Origin of the sequence: Chryseobacterium sp. X308, from assembly GCF_020733145.1 — a bacterium.
GTDB lineage: Bacteria > Bacteroidota > Bacteroidia > Flavobacteriales > Weeksellaceae > Chryseobacterium > Chryseobacterium cupriresistens.
The window spans coordinates 99,305-115,769 of the sequence record NZ_JAJFZH010000010.1 but is presented as its reverse complement, the minus strand read 5'-3'; the positions used below and the strand labels follow the sequence as shown (position 1 = coordinate 115,769).

Genomic DNA, 16,465 nt, shown 5'->3' with positions numbered 1-16,465 from the left:
TTTATAGCATTTTAACCTTGAATTGTTTTTTTTTCCAAAGAATTAATATAAGCATTCCATCCTTCTGTTTTATAAGTGATGGCAGATGCTTCAGGATCATTGGATTTGTAGATTCCTCTTCCTACGATGATAAAATCTGTGTGCAGTGTTTTGAAAACATGTTCCGGTGTGTTGTACTGCTGCCCTTTACCATCTCCTGAATCCGCAAGATTTACTCCCGGAGTAAACAATAGCAGATCCTCAGGAATTTTATTCTGAGATACACCACCAATGACATTAGGATGAGATAAAGCCACTTTTAAAGCTTCCTCACGATAGCTTGCAGTTGTCAGAGCTCCTTTGGAAGACATTCCAACGATGGCTACCACTCCTACATTTTTGAAACAGTCTAATGATTCAAAACCTCCGATTACCTGTGAAGTTACAAAATCTGCCCAATCTGTAATTTTGAAAACCCCGCTTGTGAACTGAAGTTCCTGTGTATTTCCGATATCAGCAAATTTTCTGTCTTCCATCAGTAAGAACTGGTGTTTTGCAGCAATAGCTTTTAAAGGAGTAATTGTTTTTTCGTATTCAAAATCAGAAATAATATCGATATGCGTTTTTAAAGCAATAATATGCGGACCTACTTTTTCAGCAAGTGCCAACAGCTCCTGAGTTGTAGTAACATCTGCAGAGGCAATAAGGTTTGATTTTTTTGCCAAAGCTGTTTCCAGTAATTTTTTTGAAACGGAATGCTGTGTTACCTGAAGTTTCTGCTCATAAGAAGATCTTGTTTCCTCTTCAAACTGAATATGGTTCCCTTGAAGGAAGTCCTGAATTCTTTTTACTTCTTCATCTGACAATTCACCAGTTTCCTGAAGAATATTGCATACTTCCGAAATATTGAAAAGGGTGTGTACTCTGTATCCTTTGCTTTCCAATAATTGTTTTCCTCCCTGCTCTCTGTCAAGTACCACCACAATGTCTGAAACTTTAAGATCTTCCTGTTCTATTTCAGGAATAGTTTCCAGCAAAGATTTTCCTGAAGTGATCACATCTTCTACCAAAAGACAGTTTTGTCCTTTCTGGTAAATTCCTTCAATCAGCTTCTTGGTACCGTAGCTTTTTGCTTCTTTTCTTTTAATAATTAATGGAATATAGCTTTCCAGAGACATTGCTGTAGCCATAGGAAGAGCAGCATAAGGAACTCCACAGATTAAATCAAAATTATCTAACGGAAGCATTTCCAATAAATAATTAGCAAGATTTTTTAAAATTTTAGGATCTGAAGCCAAAGGTCTCAGGTCTACATAAAAAGGACTTTCAATACCGCTTTTCAGGGTAAACCTGCCGAATTTGATGATGCCTAGTTTGTAACACTCTAAGAAGAATTCTTTTTTACTTTCCATTATTTTTTATTAGATATTGCAAATTTAAGGAATTGAAATAAGGCTTAAAAATTTATCGCCCATTTGTCAATAAAAAACCATCCCGGATTGGCCGGGATGGTATGAAATTGTACATTTTTATTGGAGGGAATGTTTTTTCTTTCTAATCTCTATTATTTAATATACTTTTTCTTTTGTACTTTTATTCATTTTTGATTCTATTTGTTCTGAAGAAATATCTCAATTTCCACTAGAAATTAAGTTTATATTTATATTAATGTTGCAACATCCTATAATACTTTGTGTTGTAATTACTCAGAACATCTAATAAGACTTGCAGGGTTATTATTTAAGTTATTAAAAGGGTTTTTAGTTTGTATGTTTTTCTTTGCAGTCTTATCATAAAAACCAAACCATGTTAAAATTATCTTAGAATCATCAATTATTTCAAAATAGCCAACTGCTTTTTTATTATCTAAATTATCCCAATTCTGCATTTCTTCAGGAAGAGAAATAATCGGAGGGAAATCGGTAAAGTAAAATTCATATTTATTATTACTCATTTTTTTTAATTGAGCATTCATTGAAAACCTGTCAGGTATTGTAAACTGTATATTGTTAATGTCTGTTTTAATACTAATGAATTTATCAGCTTTACAGTCAGTTGACCAAATGGAAGATTTAGGAATTGTTGTAGAATCTTTTATTACTGTTGATGGTTGATTTTCAATTTGATGAATAAGATCTGGAAAGTTTTTTATGAAAAAATTATTATCTGCAAGAGGTGGTAAAATTGATACATTTAGGCTTTTTAAAAAATCCCATTTCTTTGTTTTTAAATTATAAAGGTATAAGTCAGCAATACTTTCTTCTTTTATATTAATACTTTCTTCTGTGCAGCCCGAAGATGTATCTAAGTATTTTTTTGTTATTTGAAAACAAAAAATATTATATAATTCATACTTACCATTTAAAAGCTTAGAAACAATTTTATTTTCAGTTTCCCAATCATCATATTCATATTTATTTTCCTTAAAATATTGATCTTTCCAAAAAGAAATGAGTGTTTTATCCTTGGGAATGAAATGAACAGAGAAATAGCCTTCTTTTTCACAATCTAAATAATTGTAATGAGGATGGTCAGCTGGTGTTGATTCATCCACAGACATTGAATATCTTTTGAAATATTTCTTATTAAGAAAATCAACCTGAGTGATTTCTTTATTAATGACTTTGGTCGTTATATTTTTTTCTTTTGCATCATTTCTACATGATACTAATAAACATAAAAAACTTATTATTGTTACTATACTATTTAATCGGATTACCATTTTTATCAAATTTTGTTTTCATATAATCTTCTGCTTTTACTCTGTATGATCCTAGGTCACGGAAGTTATGGTATCCATCACCTTTTGTTGCTGCTTCAATGTGACAATGCCAGTATTTCTTGTTAATTCCAGAGCCTTTTACTCCATTTAGAAATTCACTGCTTGAAGCATTTCCTGTCGATCCTGATTGGGCTATTTTTTGGCCATGTTTTACTTTTTCCCCTTTTTTAACATATATTTTATTAAGATGACAATATAAGATAAATACAGTTTTCCCATCTTTATCTTTAGATTTTATCATTAAAGTATTACCTAAACTTTTATATCTATATTCGTTCGTCTTAAAAGTATTTACTATAGCTGTAACTTCACCACACATTAAAGAATGTACATCTTTATATGTTGGACCTGAAAGAATATCTATTCCTTTATGCCCTCTTGCAGAATTATATCCAAATCTATTATTATTTTTTCCTCCATTATCTGAACTTATCTCGGGATTTTCCCATACATCAGCATAATGAAAACATTGTGAACAATCTTCTGGACATTCATTTTTAGATTGAGGTTCTTTATTATCATTTGATTCACAACATCCATATCCAAATTCTTTTAAAAAACCTTTTTTTAAATGTAATTCTTTACTTGGTTCAATTAATTCTTCTTTAAGGTTTTTCTCGTAAATGGCCTTTACCATATCAAAAGTATATGATGAACTTTGTTGCCCATACGGGGAGTCTGGTAAACTTGCCCAACATAAACTAGAAATAAGAGCAGCTTTTTTAATATCATTATTAATAATCATTTGGATGATATCTCCTTGTTTCCCTTTAAATCTTTTTCTCCATTCTTTTAATTTTTCTTCTTTTACTGTATCACGAATCTTCTTTTTCTTATCTTTCCACACAACAGGATTATAGAAGCTATCCGAACGGTCTTGGATATAATTGTGCTTCATAATTACTAAGCAGAATTTATCTTGAGATTCTTGATCAAAGCTAGTGATATTATATTTTTTTGAGTAGTCCAACTTTTCAGAATAATGCCAATTTTTATTTTTGTCCTGATAATATCCTGTCAAATTTTTCCATGTATCCGTCATTATTTGATATGCACCTGCAGCTGAAGATGAATATTTACCAGATGTAATTACTTCTTCAGGATGCTTGCTTAAATCTGAGAACTGTTTTCCGCTATATTGAGTAGTGTAGCCATTTTCTGTATCTGTACCTTCTTTTACTCTTAACATTCTGATAAATGCTCTTACTCTTGCTTCGCATTCACATACTTTTTCATCTTTTGATTTATTAGAAGGCTGTGTCTTATCCACCCCTACCGCACTCTTCACCTTCTCCATTTCCAGCAATCCATCCGAATTTACCCCAAATTTCTGAGATTCTGCAGAAAGATCTTTGGAGATAATTTCTATAAAATAGTTTTGTGTATAGGAATTCAGATTGCCGATTGGAAAGCCTATTCCTTTCTCAGAACTAACTTTAGTAATGATAAATCCTGAGGTATCGTATACATCGGCAGGAATTTTAATCATTACACTTCTATAAACTTCATGAGTGGATGTGGAATCATATTTCCAGATGACATATTGGATGTGTTTTCCCACCATATTCTTGGAGTGAATTCTTACCCTAACTTTATCTTCTACAGCTACTTTGGAAAGCTCTTTTCCTGTATCATCAATGAGAACCGCTTCTATAATATTACCTTTAGGATCAGGTTGTTTGGAACCACCTTCTGGTCCGACAGGAAATTTTGGTGTGTGTTTCTCAGGCTGCGGCTTGGGTTGGGGTTGAGGCCGGCCCTTATAATCAGGGTTGGCTACCTCTACATTCACCTGGCTGGCTCCCTGAATTTTTCCGGAGTAGGTGGCCGTAACATAATATTCATGATTCGCTCCTTCATTCCTGTCACCTTTCATCAGAAACTGATTGGCCATCTGACGAAGGATTTTTTCATCAGACATCAGAGGTATTGACACTTCTGCAATCCCTTTTTCATTGACGCGAGCCTTGTAGCTGCGGGTGTGACGGTTGTTTTTGTTAATACTGGCATCGTGGCCTTTCCCAGGAGCGTCATCTTCCCAAAGGTGAAACTCAATTTCTTTATTAAACATTGCGATGCAGTGAGCCTGCGCAATAAGAGTATCACGGTAGCTGGCTGTGTTGAAATCTTTTGCTCCTCTGTTAAAGAGGACTACTTTATCAATCTTCGGAACTTTGTTGCTGATAGGAACTATTCTAAGACTGCCAACCAGTTCTCTGGTGACAGGAAGGCCGGGTAAAATCCCTTTTTTAATCTGATACACCTTCATTTGAAATTCTACTCCCAGCGCTATTTCTCCAAAGTTGTAAGTCACTTTTTCACCGGTTTTTGGTTTTCCGGTGATGTCTTTCCAGCTTCCGTTCTTTTGTTTCTTATAAAGATACCATTCATAATCACCTTTAAGACCAAATGAAAGTCCTGAAGGCTTTATTTCGTAGGAACACACTGTTCCAACCCGGGGATTCTGATCCCCGGCAATATTCCCTGTCATGGCTGATAGAATTTAAATAGCTTCCAGCTGAAAGCTATGGAGACAGGTATTACTTTTCAGATTAAATTGTAGGAGAGGATGAAGGATTATATCCTCATACAGGGTTACATTCTTTTTCATTTTGTTTTTGTGTTTGTTCAAAAACAAAAGTAAAAAAAATCTTCATATAGTGATATAAAAAACCATCCCGGATTGGCCGGGATGGTGTTAAAAATATAATAAACTATTATTTTACGATTTCAGCATCAATGACTTGGGTACCGCTATATTTCTGCTGGGCTTCCCACAATAAAAACTTGTCAACCTCTTTGATGAGCTTTGGAATGGTAAGCGACAATACTGCCAGGTCATCCATGACTCCAAGAACCGGTATTACAAATTCAGGAAGGAGGTCAATAGGAGAGAGTACATATAAAATTCCAAGTAAAGGAAGAATAATGTCTATGGATTTCATTGGATAAATTCCTTTTCTCCACATTTTGACCATTCTGAAAATATCAGGGATCTTTTTGATAAAGCCCTTATGATTGATGGCTTCTTTTGCAAGATTTAATTTTGAATATTTCATTTTGTGTTTGGATTAATAAATTTTTCAACGCTATAAAATTCGCAAATCCTGTACCAACAAATTATAAAATTTAGTTAAAATATTATTTGATAATATTGTCAATGAACTGATGCACAGTCTCTGTGTTCCAGTCTTTTGTAGCGTCCTCTTTAATAAGGATTCTTCCGTTTTTATCCAGTAGGAAAGTGGTAGGAAATACCTTTGGAAGAATTTTCTCAGAAATAGGACTTTGAGCAATATATACCGGAACAGTATAGTTGTTTTCTTTCAAGAACTTCCTTACATCCTCTTCTTTATCATTCATGGCAATTAAAACAAAATCAACATGATCTTTTCTTGTATCGTAAAGTTTCTGAATAGAAGGCCATTCTTTTCTGCAAGGCGGGCACCATGTTCCCCAGAAGTTCAGAAAAACCCCTTTATCTTTAAAATTCTTAAGATTGGTGCTTGGCGCATTAATGCCTTTAAGCTCTATATCATAATCTTCTTCGCTGATATGAACGGCATTTTCAATAGTGGCTACGGGAAAGAATGCGTCTTTCAGAGAGTTTCTTATTCCGGGTACGAAGGCAACCACTCCTATGATGGCAATAATTACAAGATAAATGACATTTTTTTTCATATCTCTTTTTTATAGCAGATCTAAAATTTCCTGAACAGCATCTTTTCCTCTGTTTTTGGCGTAATATATCTGCAGATCGTTGTAGAAAGTATCTTTTGGATACGCTTCAGGATCAGCTTTATATTTCATCAGAAGCTCATATCCATATTTGGGACGCGGCCCCCATGAATTTTTTACATTTAGGTCTTTATCAAGGATAAGGACTTTCGGAATGGATTCCGTACCGTTCGTTAAAAATTGGTTGATTAAGCTTTTATCACTGTCTCTCAGAAAAACTCTTACTTCATTATGTCCTTCAAAAAATCTGAAAAGAGCAGGTACTGTTGCACTTGCGTCTCCACACCATGCTTCGGAAATAATCAGAATTTTTCCGTCAAAGTTTTTGGCAGCAAGTTCTTTCAGCTGATCTTCATCCGGAACGTATTTTTTTACCGTTCTGTCCATTCTCTGAAGTCCCAGCTCATAATATTGTTTATAGTCAGCTTCCTGTTGATTGGCAGGATTTTCTAATCTTTCTTTTGCAATCTGAAGATATTCTTCAAACGAAATTCCTTTATCCCAGTAATTTTTCATTACCAAAAATATTTATGTTAAAAATTATTGATGTTTCTTGTTTTGTTGATCAAAAACAGGTCTGCCAGTACAAACGCAGCCAGACTTTCCACTACAGGAACGGCTCTTGGAACGACACAAGGATCGTGGCGTCCTTTTCCTTCTACAATGACAGGATTTCCGTCTTTATCAATACTGTCCTGAGGTCTTAAAATAGTAGCTACAGGTTTGAAAGCTACGCGGAAATAGATGTCCATTCCGTTGGAAATTCCACCCTGGATACCTCCTGAAAGGTTAGATTTTGTTGTAAAATCTGTATTGAAGGCATCATTATGTTCTTTTCCTGTCATTTTAGCACCACAGAAACCACTTCCATATTCAAATCCTTTGCAGGCATTGATGTTCAGCATTGCTTTTGCCAGTTCAGCCTGAAGCTTTGAAAATATGGGTTCACCGATTCCTACAGGAACATTTTTAATCACACAGGTGATGGTTCCTCCGATTGTGTTTCCTTCTTTTTTGATCTCCTTGATTCTTGCAATCATCTTTTCTGCCGTCTCAGTATCCGGACAACGAACATCATTGCTCTCTGTTTGGGAGAAGTCTAAAGCCTGATAAGGCTTTTCACAGAAAATATCACCTACGGAAGAAACGTAAGCATTGATCTCAATGTCGGGTAAAAGTTGTTTGGCAAGGGCTCCTGCCACTACCCAGTTCATGGTTTCTCTTGCAGAAGATTTTCCGCCGCCACGATGATCCCTGAAACCAAATTTCTGGTCATAAGTAAAATCAGCATGGCTAGGACGATATGCGCCTGCGATGTGATCATAATCTTTCGATTTCTGATTTTCGTTTTCAATGATAAAACCGATGGGCGTACCTGTTGTTTTGCCATCAAAGATTCCGGAAAGAAATTTTACAGTGTCACTTTCCTTTCTTTGTGTAACGATTGCCGACTGGCCAGGTTTTCTTCGGTTCAGTTCATACTGAACCTTATCGAGATCTACCGTTAAACCTGCCGGAAAATTATTGATGATGCCGCCATAAGCCACTCCGTGACTTTCTCCAAATGTTGTAAGACTAAGAAGATTACCTAATGTGTTGAACATGATACAAAATTACCTTTTTTTCTTCAGATAATAAAGTTTCTGGATTTGTTCTATTTATCAGTGTTTTCGATAGTATTGATAACCTTTTGGACTTCCTCTTTTTCTTCTGAGGTCATTTTTTTCCAGATAAATCCTTTTTTGATATCATTTTTATCCGAGAGTTGTGGAAAAATATCCGCCTTCACGTTATCGAAAAAATAAGCCGGAGTGATGGCTGGAAGCGGTGTGTCAAAACTATAAGGATAATGGTGAACCATATTAAATTTAAAATTTCCTACCTTAAATGTACCAAACTGCTGATATTCATACGTTGCAGGCTTATATATCTGTTCTTTTTCAAATCCTCTTATGAAGTTTCCGACTCTGAAACTTGGAAGATATCTCTGGATAAATTCCGGGAAGGATAAAATGGAAATAAAAAATACGCTTAGAATTGAGAAAGTAATAACAGCTTTCTTCTGATCAAAATATTCATGGAAAATAACAAAGAATACCACGAAAAAGACATCTGTGAAAAATCTGTATTGGGCTGAAAAAGCAAGAACTAATATACTCTTTATCAATAATGAAAGACAGATCAGGGTGATGAGCTTTTTCTTTTTTATTAAGGTAAAGACAGTGAAAATGACTAAGCTCAAAACAAAAAGAATGTTGATTTTGGATTTGATTCCTTCCAGAGAAAACCAGTTTCTGATATAATCTGCAGTTGAAAATTTCTGGATTTCCTCATACGTGTACTGCATATCATACGTTTTCATAATGGCAAATTGTGAGGAGATTTTTAAAACCTCAGGATTAGGTTTCCAGCATATTCCTACATCACCAAATGCTAACGGAAAGACCGGATATCCGAATGTCCAGATATTTTTAATGAAGAAAAGCAGTAAGATGATTATTCCTGAAAAGAAGGACCTGAAATGGGCTTTAAAAATAAAAACTGAACTTAGGAATGTCAATACAGGCAGCCATATCATGGTTGGTTTTATGGTAAAAACAAATACTGAAAATGTAAAAAGGAAAGCGGAATTTCTGTTCCCTGCCATGATCTCATTTAAAATAATCAATGAAAAAATAATGACAGGAAGATCAGGACTTGGAGACTGCGAAAAGAGCAGTAATACCGGCAGGAAACATAGATGTATCCAGTTTTTCTTTTCAATACTATAAATACTGTAGATGATAAGCAGCACGGTATTGATTCTTAAGAAAGGGTCAGAGAAATTGGAAAACCCAGCCTGAAAGATATGCCAGACAGACATTTGCCCTAAGGTGAGGTCTACATTAGAAATTCCCTTTACCAGACCATATTCTGTGAGCCATTTCAACGTAGGAATATAATATCCGAAATGGTCCAATATATAAGGATAAAAAGAACCTGCGAATAGAATAACCAGAGAACTTACACTTAATACTTTAAATTCTTTTTTTGTAAGCTGATAGAAATCCTGATAAAGTTTGTTTTTAAAGAAGGAGAATAACCCTGTGAGTATGGAAGGTATTTCTACATTTATATTCAAGGGAGTGAAAAATGAGATAACTGTCCATATCAGACTTAATCCCAGGATTCCGGATAAAATTTTCCCTGAAATTCCCTGAAACAGAACTCCCATTATATTTTCCATGATCTTTCCCCAGCCCATCAGGACAGGAATGATGAAAATGGATGAAAACAGAATCAGTATCATAAAAAAAGATTGCTTAAAAGTAAGCAATCTTTGTATTTTATCATTAAAATATTTATTAACGGGGTTGTACTCGTCCGTCTTTTCTATCCTGTGATCTACCAATAGTATATCCTGTAGCACCTCCTACAACACCACCAATTACAGCTCCAAGTCCTCTGTTTTTCTTAGCCACTATGGCTCCGACTGCTGCTCCACCTACGGTACCAATAACAGTTCCTTTGGCAGCCTTACTCCATCCTTTTTTCTGTGTGGTTCCCTGTGAAGTACCACTTCCGTTATCGGCATAGCTTCCGTTGCTGCCCGAACCGGAGTTTGTGCTTCTGTCTCTATATACTGTTCGAGTTTCTCTGATCACCTGTGGTTTTGAATTATTTTCAGCAGCAGCTCTTGATTTTTTACTTTCTGATATACTGTCTGCTTTTTTCTGGGCTTCGTACACCATTTTTTCTTTTTCAATAGCCAGTTTTTGTTTTTCTATTTCAAGTTGTCTGGCCTGAAACTCAAGTTTCTGTGCTTCCAGCGACTTTTCTGCAACACGGTCATCTTTCTTGCAGGCCGTCATTAAAAAGACGGATAAAAAACCTGCTAATACTATCTTTCTCATAATTCAAATTTTAATACAATAAAGCCAAATGACTTTAATTTTAGTTGTATTTTCAATTATAGAGCCAAATTTTAGTTAACGAGTGTTAAAATTAATAGTTAAAAGGAAAATAATTTCGAATAATGATGAATTTTATATTGTTAATGCAGGGTTTCAGGAGTATTTGTAAATTTTATTTCATTAATAGTTTTTATTAAATTCATATAAGTTGAGTATTTTTGAATACCAAATACTTTTTAATATGAAAAAATCAATCTTTACAGTATCAGCAGTGATTGGATTGCTTACTGTTGCCACATCGTTTTCCTCCAGAGAAATAGCCCAGCCCTATAAAGGTAATTCAGGAATAACCGGTGAAACGCCAAAAACTCAGACCTATAAGATCCGTTATGGTCTTCTTTCAAAAAACGGAACCAAAATTCTTTCTGGAAATTATGATGTAGGAAGTTTTCTTGCTGAGAATATAGCTACGGGAGAAGTATATGATACTTATTACGGCGGCGGATTTCAATCTGTTCCACAATATTATGATGGTCTTCCTGCAGGAACCTATAATTTTTCTGCTATGCAGGGCCAGGGAGGCTGGGTAGGTTATGGAACTGTCGTTGCAACAGTTTCTGATGCCAATGTAGATGCTGATGGATATGTTACAGTGTATATTCCAATCATTTGGGAGGAATAGTCTTGTGAGCAAATAAATATTTAACTAAATTTACCCGTTCCACAGATGAAGATTTCTTAGATTACTAAATAATTTCACCCTGTTTTTGTGGTGTTTAATTGATCTTCAGATGCAGTTTGATTCTTATAGAAAGTATTCATTCTTCTGTTCCGGTATTGTATAATGTTTTCTGCTAGAAAATGTAACAATATAATGACCATTTTGAATGATTCCACAATATTCTGTTTGGATTTTTCTAAATAGATTTTTTTCATCATTTGTGTTTTTTAGGCCTCCTTGCGGAGGCCGTTTCTTTTTTATGCTTTTATGACTTAGCGCATATGGTAATTGTGCAAAAACTGATATTTTTATAATGCATTTTCATTCCATACTTTATAACAAAGGCTGCTCAATTTGAACAGCCTTTGATTTATATATCTAAAGTGACTTTTATTTTGTTGATGAGACGGTGCATTCTGTTGGTCTGGTAGTTCAGGAGTTTAAAAATTTCATCTGAACTGGTGAAAACCTCAGGGACAGCTTTGCGATTAATGGTCTGTATTCCCCGCCTTTTCATGGTGTCATGTATCACCCTTGCAAATGATTCTTTTGAGCTTTGTTTTGCTTTATCCTGAGAAATCCCATTGGAATGCAGCCTGTAGAGATATAAAGGTTCTTTCAGATATTTCACTGCTCCCTGTTCCAGTATTTTCAGATAAAGATCCTGGTCTACAGCGTTTTTCAGGTTAGTATTAATTCCCGTAGTCCTTAAATAAGCCTCCCTTTTAAAAGTGAAAAAATGAGCTAACTGAATAGGGTAGTTAAAGAAATAACGGTTGTTATATATTGGTTTTGTACCCGTATATATTTTTCCCGGAACAAGGTTTTCATTGCAAAGTATCATCTGAGAATATACTGCTGCAAGATCATCTCTGCTAACAAATTCCCGGACTACTTTTTCCAGCGCCTCCGGATAAAGAGCATCATCAGGATCAAGATAGGCGCATAGGTCTCCCTGAGCGTATGTCACGCATTTGGCTTTCGTAGATCCACAACCTTCATTAGTTGTATTATGAAAAAGCTTAAAACGGGAATCATTTTTGATCAGAGATTGTATCATCTGAACTGAATCGTCTGTAGAGGCATCATCAATAATGATTGCTTCCCAGTTTTTGTAGGTTTGATTAATTAATGATTGATAGCATTCCTTGAAATACTTTCCATTATTATAGTTGGCTATAAGTATTGAAAAACTTATCACGGTTTCTTGAATTAATAATGTAAAATTATAAAATAATATATATGGAAAATATAACCTCAATCATTATGTATCTGGTATTTTTTTCTTATATTATGAACGTCAGGAAAACGAATTGTCATTTCTGTTTATCCTTGATAAAAAATTATCATCATTAGATTTTAATTATTGTCTCTTTTTGAGAAATAGTTAGCTGGCTTGAAAAATTCCCTATTTAAAAGAATTAAAAATTTTATGAGTATAATCATAAAATAAAAAAAAAGACTGGTATATCTTTGGCTAAGAATTAATAGATAAAATAATTTTTATCTCTGATATAAAATTTTTTTTCATCATTTGTGTTTTTTGAGGCCTCCATTTCTGGGGGCTTTTTTCTATATGATGAACATGTCTGAATTGCCCTATACATCAAATAGAATTCTACCGTCGAACGGACTGTCCCAAATGATTGATATTTTGTCATTTGATTTTCGTAACTGAGGCTGAATCATTTCATAGTTTCCATTTTCTGTCATTCTTTCCACGATAAGATCTGCCCCTTCACCTATTTCACTTATTGTATACTCCAACTGATACTCCCCATCTTTGATTTTTGTGAAATCTTCTTTATTAAAATTTTTTTGTGACATGACATTTAAATTTTATTGGGTTGGTTTAAATAAAGAATAAAGTATGCCAATTTGTGACAAAAAATATTTTTATGGCCGATTAAGTTATTTTAATTTTTTTTATGTCATGAATGTAAATTTTATTTTATTAAAATGTAAATTATTTTTTTTTTAATACTTTTGCCAGACCATTATATTTATCTGAAATTATTAGAAGTAATTATGAAGTGGTTTTTAAAGTATCAGTAAAATCGGTTTAAAATGCTGAATTGGTTAAAATGGTGCTGCAGTAAGGAATTAATTTTTTTTCTCAAAATTGTTATTCTTGGCACGATTTTTCAATATAGAAATGTAACTCATGTTTAATTTGAGTTTTCATGGTTATTAGTTTTTATCCTCGGAATTTCCGGGGATTTTTTTTTGATATGATATGACGCTGCTCATAAACCCAGGTTGATTTATCCCTTTATCTTTGAAAAAGATAATTTTTATCCATCATTACTTTTTGCATTATTTACCAAGCTCTTCTCTGATCAGGAAGAGCTTGTTTTTTTGATAAAGGAAAGTTACATGATAAACAGAAACCCATAAAGATTGAACAACATGTGGAAGAGTACTGTTAGAATAAAACTGTAGTTAGGAATTTGCTTGTGGTAATAAATATAAAGGTTATTTAAAATAATACCTCCCAAAAACGTCATCACAATATAGAGCCAGTTATAATAATGCATTGATGCAAAAATAATACTCATAATGATGATGCAAAATGCTTTATTATTGAGCTTTATCCATTTGCTTAAAATCAGGTAGGGGAGATACTGAAATATAAAAGTTTCAATAAAAGGAGCAACGAATAGGGCAATAAAGTTTAATTCATTTTTTGAGATATTTTGAGACTTATTATAATTGACATCAAAATGTAGATAGGCATCATTAATATAATTAAAGAAATATCCGTTTAAAACTGCTAAGACAAAAGAAATCAGAAAGAAGGTCATCAACTTTTTCATAATAATATTGTTGAGAATAAAGAATGAATATTTGAAAAACGTAAAAATATAAAAACAAAAAAACCTCTAAATAACTTAGAGGTTTTTTCTGAGGTACCTAGCGGATTCGAACCGCTGTAGATGGTGTTGCAGACCACTGCCTAGCCGCTCGGCCAAAGTACCATTTTTACCATTTTTGAGGTGTGCAAATATAGTGAAATTTCTTTATGAACAAAAGTTTTTAAGCAATTTCTTTCTTTCCAAGATCCTCAATTTCGCTTTTTGCTTGAATTTCAGCCTGATAATTTTTGAGGTTAATTACTCTTGTTTCACTCCATTTATCATGCCAGCCATTTTCTCCAAGAAATGAAAGGCCATCGAAAGGAACAATTCTGGAAAGACTTCGGTACATAATCTGCTGGGTGCTTGGTTGAGTACCGTCTGTACTGATTACTTTGGTTCCTGTAATGTATTTGGCAACGGTTCTGCCATCTAAATAGTTTTCCATCAAAAAGTAATAAAGGCAATAATTGAAATTTCCGATAAGAATCTGCCATAACATATTTCCATTACTATAGAAATAGAAAAACTCAATTGAAGTTACTTCATACAGTAAATTAGAAATAGCAGACAAGAGATAATTAATTACATATAGTATGATAAGATCCAGAAAATTATTGGCAAGCCTCACCCCTATTGAGGCTTTATTATATTCAACAACATTTAGAATTGTTTTCATGTAGAAGAGTATTAGTTTTTTAGTTTAATTTTTTTATTTGAAGTTTTTAGAAGCCATTGACCAGTAATTTTAATGAAGCATTTGTGTCAATAACGGCTGTAATGCCTGTATTGCTGAGCAGAATTTTACTTGGTTTAAGATTGAAGACTTTTCCGTTCATTTTTAATCCTTTATAATACTCTTTATTAAAAGCTTCTTCAATACTTTTTCTTGAAGTTTCCTCCAGCTCCTGAGTGGGGATGCCATATTCTTCCTCAATCATTTTTACGATTTTTCCCTGAAACAGGAGAGAAGCCGTTTTCTGCAGAATATTGGTGGTTTTCAGTTTAAATTTCGTTTCAGACAAAACAATTTTTCTTTTCGTTTCATCATAAACGGGAATTCCTGAAATAATGGAAGTCCCTTTTATATAGCCATCAGTTTGCGCTTCAATAACGACTCTGTCATCAACACCGTACACTCTGATGTCGGTTACTTTTACTTTAGAATCACGCACATCAAACTCTTTATTCAGGAAAGTTTTTCTTGCCATACTGCTTGCCTCAGTAAAAGGAATATTAGCAGTGGTCTGCAGAATAAATCGATCTGCAACTGCCGGTGTTGTATTAAAATTGGCAACGGTGGTCACCGGTGAAGAAGCTGCAGGTTTATTTCCTGTGAAAGTTTCAGAAAAGATATCCACACCAAGGGTTGCATTGATCTGGTTTCCATAGAACTTCAAAGGAGTGATATTAACTCCCACCGGACTTACTTTCAGCCAGGTATTATATTCCTCAGAAATATTGAAGGGCTGCAGAAAAGTATTCCAGGCCATTAAGGCATATTGCTGGAAATTCAACTGTGCAGCCATTTGCTGATCAATTGTCTTACAGAATTTTTCCTGTTGTTCTTTTAAGCTTTTTTCAACAATGGAAGTAATAGGAATCTGGATTCTTCCGTAATCCAGAACAGGTTTTGTAACCCATCTGAAACCGTTCGGACGGGTATTCGTAGTAATGGTCCAGTTATTTTTAAAAGTAATGGTGGTATTGAAAGACATTACCGTTTCGAAGGTTGTATTCTGATAGGTATAAACTCCCAATGTACCAATTCCTTTTTCTGCCCATATTTTTAAAGGAACTTCAATCAGCAGATTCTGACTGGTTCCACCTACAAGGCGGATAGGTCTTGTTTTCCATACTTTTACCTTGAACTGGTCATTGTTATTGTCTGTATAAGAGTCATCCTGATAAACAAGATCTTTCACGGAAGCATTGATCATATTGCTAAGCTCCGAAAGAGGAATGGTCACAGGCATTGTAATACTGGATTTTATCTTCGGAAAGTTATAGGCTGCCAGCTGATTATCAACGGTGGCCTGGCCAAAAACGTTGATTCCTGCTGCTAAAAATAATATTGTAACGAATTTCAATTTGAATGTTTTTTTATCAACGAAAATAAGAATTTTAATTTTCCGGCTTAAAGCTTTTTTCAAGTTCAATGCTAGCACCTTTCATTTCCCCCTGCATTGGAGGAGCTGTTTTGGTGATTTTTAATTTAATATAATCAATCTGTGGAAAGCTGTTGTGAATTTTTGTAATCATTCTTCCGGCTACATGTTCCAGTAATCTGGATTTTATTTTCATCTCACCATGAAGGATATCATTGATGTCTGCATAGCTTATTGTGTCATGCAAATCATCAGATTCTGCAGCTTTCCACAGATCGGTATGAAGTTCTACGTTCAGAATATAATAGGTACCGATGATATTTTCTTCGGGAAGTACACCGTGGTAGGCATATATTCTAACGTCTTCAAGATATATTTTGCTCATTGCT

Annotated in this window: 16 protein-coding genes and 1 tRNA gene; 1 reads left to right on the top strand and 16 read right to left on the bottom strand. The window is 34.2% G+C overall.

Features of this window, described 5'->3' with window-relative positions:
• Positions 1–11: 11 nt before the first annotated feature.
• The 9 genes from pyrF to LIV57_RS12820 form a co-directional block, all read right to left on the bottom strand.
• Complete coding sequence (pyrF, locus tag LIV57_RS12860; protein ID WP_227942894.1) at positions 12–1,391, bottom strand: orotidine-5'-phosphate decarboxylase; 1,380 nt, start codon at positions 1,389–1,391, stop codon at positions 12–14.
• A 290-nt stretch (positions 1,392–1,681) separates the two neighbouring features.
• Positions 1,682–2,701, bottom strand: coding sequence for a hypothetical protein (locus tag LIV57_RS12855; protein ID WP_227942893.1), 1,020 nt, complete (start codon positions 2,699–2,701; stop codon positions 1,682–1,684).
• Positions 2,682–5,252: a peptidoglycan DD-metalloendopeptidase family protein gene (locus LIV57_RS12850; RefSeq protein ID WP_227942892.1), complete on the bottom strand. Its 2,571-nt coding sequence runs from the start codon at positions 5,250–5,252 to the stop codon at positions 2,682–2,684. Before LIV57_RS12850 ends, LIV57_RS12855 begins: the two co-directional genes overlap by 20 nt.
• A gap of 226 nt (positions 5,253–5,478) precedes the next feature.
• Positions 5,479–5,820: a YkvA family protein gene (locus LIV57_RS12845; RefSeq protein ID WP_110008082.1), complete on the bottom strand. Its 342-nt coding sequence runs from the start codon at positions 5,818–5,820 to the stop codon at positions 5,479–5,481.
• 82 nt (positions 5,821–5,902) lie between these two features.
• On the bottom strand, positions 5,903–6,442 hold the full coding sequence (locus LIV57_RS12840) for a TlpA family protein disulfide reductase (protein WP_110008081.1): 540 nt from the start codon (positions 6,440–6,442) through the stop codon (positions 5,903–5,905).
• Positions 6,443–6,451: 9 nt separating this feature from the next.
• Positions 6,452–7,015: a thioredoxin family protein gene (locus LIV57_RS12835; RefSeq protein WP_062676249.1), complete on the bottom strand. Its 564-nt coding sequence runs from the start codon at positions 7,013–7,015 to the stop codon at positions 6,452–6,454.
• Between the two features lie 17 nt (positions 7,016–7,032).
• Positions 7,033–8,103, bottom strand: a complete 1,071-nt coding sequence (gene aroC, locus LIV57_RS12830) for a chorismate synthase (protein WP_227942891.1) — start codon at positions 8,101–8,103, stop codon at positions 7,033–7,035.
• A 50-nt stretch (positions 8,104–8,153) separates the two neighbouring features.
• Positions 8,154–9,788, bottom strand: coding sequence for an LIC_10190 family membrane protein (locus tag LIV57_RS12825; protein ID WP_227942890.1), 1,635 nt, complete (start codon positions 9,786–9,788; stop codon positions 8,154–8,156).
• A 55-nt stretch (positions 9,789–9,843) separates the two neighbouring features.
• The gene (locus tag LIV57_RS12820) at positions 9,844–10,392 is read right to left on the bottom strand and encodes a glycine zipper domain-containing protein (RefSeq protein ID WP_227942889.1); all 549 of its coding nucleotides are present in this window, start codon (positions 10,390–10,392) and stop codon (positions 9,844–9,846) included.
• A gap of 241 nt (positions 10,393–10,633) precedes the next feature.
• On the opposite strand from LIV57_RS12820, the gene LIV57_RS12815 reads away from it, so the two are divergent.
• On the top strand, positions 10,634–11,074 hold the full coding sequence (locus LIV57_RS12815) for a hypothetical protein (RefSeq protein WP_227942888.1): 441 nt from the start codon (positions 10,634–10,636) through the stop codon (positions 11,072–11,074).
• A gap of 409 nt (positions 11,075–11,483) precedes the next feature.
• Here LIV57_RS12815 and LIV57_RS12810 read toward each other — a convergent pair whose 3' ends face one another.
• From LIV57_RS12810 to folB, 7 genes are all read right to left on the bottom strand, one after another.
• The gene (locus LIV57_RS12810) at positions 11,484–12,314 is read right to left on the bottom strand and encodes a glycosyltransferase family 2 protein (protein ID WP_227942887.1); all 831 of its coding nucleotides are present in this window, start codon (positions 12,312–12,314) and stop codon (positions 11,484–11,486) included.
• A 398-nt stretch (positions 12,315–12,712) separates the two neighbouring features.
• Complete coding sequence (locus LIV57_RS12805; protein WP_137905611.1) at positions 12,713–12,940, bottom strand: glutathione synthase; 228 nt, start codon at positions 12,938–12,940, stop codon at positions 12,713–12,715.
• A 545-nt stretch (positions 12,941–13,485) separates the two neighbouring features.
• Positions 13,486–13,929: a CPBP family intramembrane glutamic endopeptidase gene (locus LIV57_RS12800; RefSeq protein WP_227942886.1), complete on the bottom strand. Its 444-nt coding sequence runs from the start codon at positions 13,927–13,929 to the stop codon at positions 13,486–13,488.
• 91 nt (positions 13,930–14,020) lie between these two features.
• Positions 14,021–14,091: transfer RNA gene (locus LIV57_RS12795), tRNA-Cys, on the bottom strand.
• Between the two features lie 58 nt (positions 14,092–14,149).
• Positions 14,150–14,647: an RDD family protein gene (locus LIV57_RS12790; protein ID WP_227942885.1), complete on the bottom strand. Its 498-nt coding sequence runs from the start codon at positions 14,645–14,647 to the stop codon at positions 14,150–14,152.
• 46 nt (positions 14,648–14,693) lie between these two features.
• Positions 14,694–16,058, bottom strand: coding sequence for a DUF4403 family protein (locus LIV57_RS12785; RefSeq protein ID WP_227942884.1), 1,365 nt, complete (start codon positions 16,056–16,058; stop codon positions 14,694–14,696).
• Between the two features lie 34 nt (positions 16,059–16,092).
• Positions 16,093–16,461 (bottom strand): dihydroneopterin aldolase, encoded by a 369-nt coding sequence (gene folB, locus LIV57_RS12780; protein WP_110008073.1) that lies wholly within the window; start codon positions 16,459–16,461, stop codon positions 16,093–16,095.
• Positions 16,462–16,465: the final 4 nt, after the last annotated feature.

Bases quoted from the DNA above. Each gene is read 5' to 3' on its own strand.
- pyrF (WP_227942894.1), bottom strand. From the start codon at position 1,391: ATGGAAAGTAAAAAAGAATTCTTCTTAGAGTGTTACAAACTAGGCATC.
- LIV57_RS12855 (WP_227942893.1), bottom strand. From the start codon at position 2,701: ATGGTAATCCGATTAAATAGTATAGTAACAATAATAAGTTTTTTATGT.
- LIV57_RS12850 (WP_227942892.1), bottom strand. From the start codon at position 5,252: ATGACAGGGAATATTGCCGGGGATCAGAATCCCCGGGTTGGAACAGTG.
- LIV57_RS12845 (WP_110008082.1), bottom strand. From the start codon at position 5,820: ATGAAATATTCAAAATTAAATCTTGCAAAAGAAGCCATCAATCATAAG.
- LIV57_RS12840 (WP_110008081.1), bottom strand. From the start codon at position 6,442: ATGAAAAAAAATGTCATTTATCTTGTAATTATTGCCATCATAGGAGTG.
- LIV57_RS12835 (WP_062676249.1), bottom strand. From the start codon at position 7,015: ATGAAAAATTACTGGGATAAAGGAATTTCGTTTGAAGAATATCTTCAG.
- aroC (WP_227942891.1), bottom strand. From the start codon at position 8,103: ATGTTCAACACATTAGGTAATCTTCTTAGTCTTACAACATTTGGAGAA.
- LIV57_RS12825 (WP_227942890.1), bottom strand. From the start codon at position 9,788: ATGATACTGATTCTGTTTTCATCCATTTTCATCATTCCTGTCCTGATG.
- LIV57_RS12820 (WP_227942889.1), bottom strand. From the start codon at position 10,392: ATGAGAAAGATAGTATTAGCAGGTTTTTTATCCGTCTTTTTAATGACG.
- LIV57_RS12815 (WP_227942888.1), top strand. From the start codon at position 10,634: ATGAAAAAATCAATCTTTACAGTATCAGCAGTGATTGGATTGCTTACT.
- LIV57_RS12805 (WP_137905611.1), bottom strand. From the start codon at position 12,940: ATGTCACAAAAAAATTTTAATAAAGAAGATTTCACAAAAATCAAAGAT.
- LIV57_RS12800 (WP_227942886.1), bottom strand. From the start codon at position 13,929: ATGAAAAAGTTGATGACCTTCTTTCTGATTTCTTTTGTCTTAGCAGTT.
- LIV57_RS12790 (WP_227942885.1), bottom strand. From the start codon at position 14,647: ATGAAAACAATTCTAAATGTTGTTGAATATAATAAAGCCTCAATAGGG.
- folB (WP_110008073.1), bottom strand. From the start codon at position 16,461: ATGAGCAAAATATATCTTGAAGACGTTAGAATATATGCCTACCACGGT.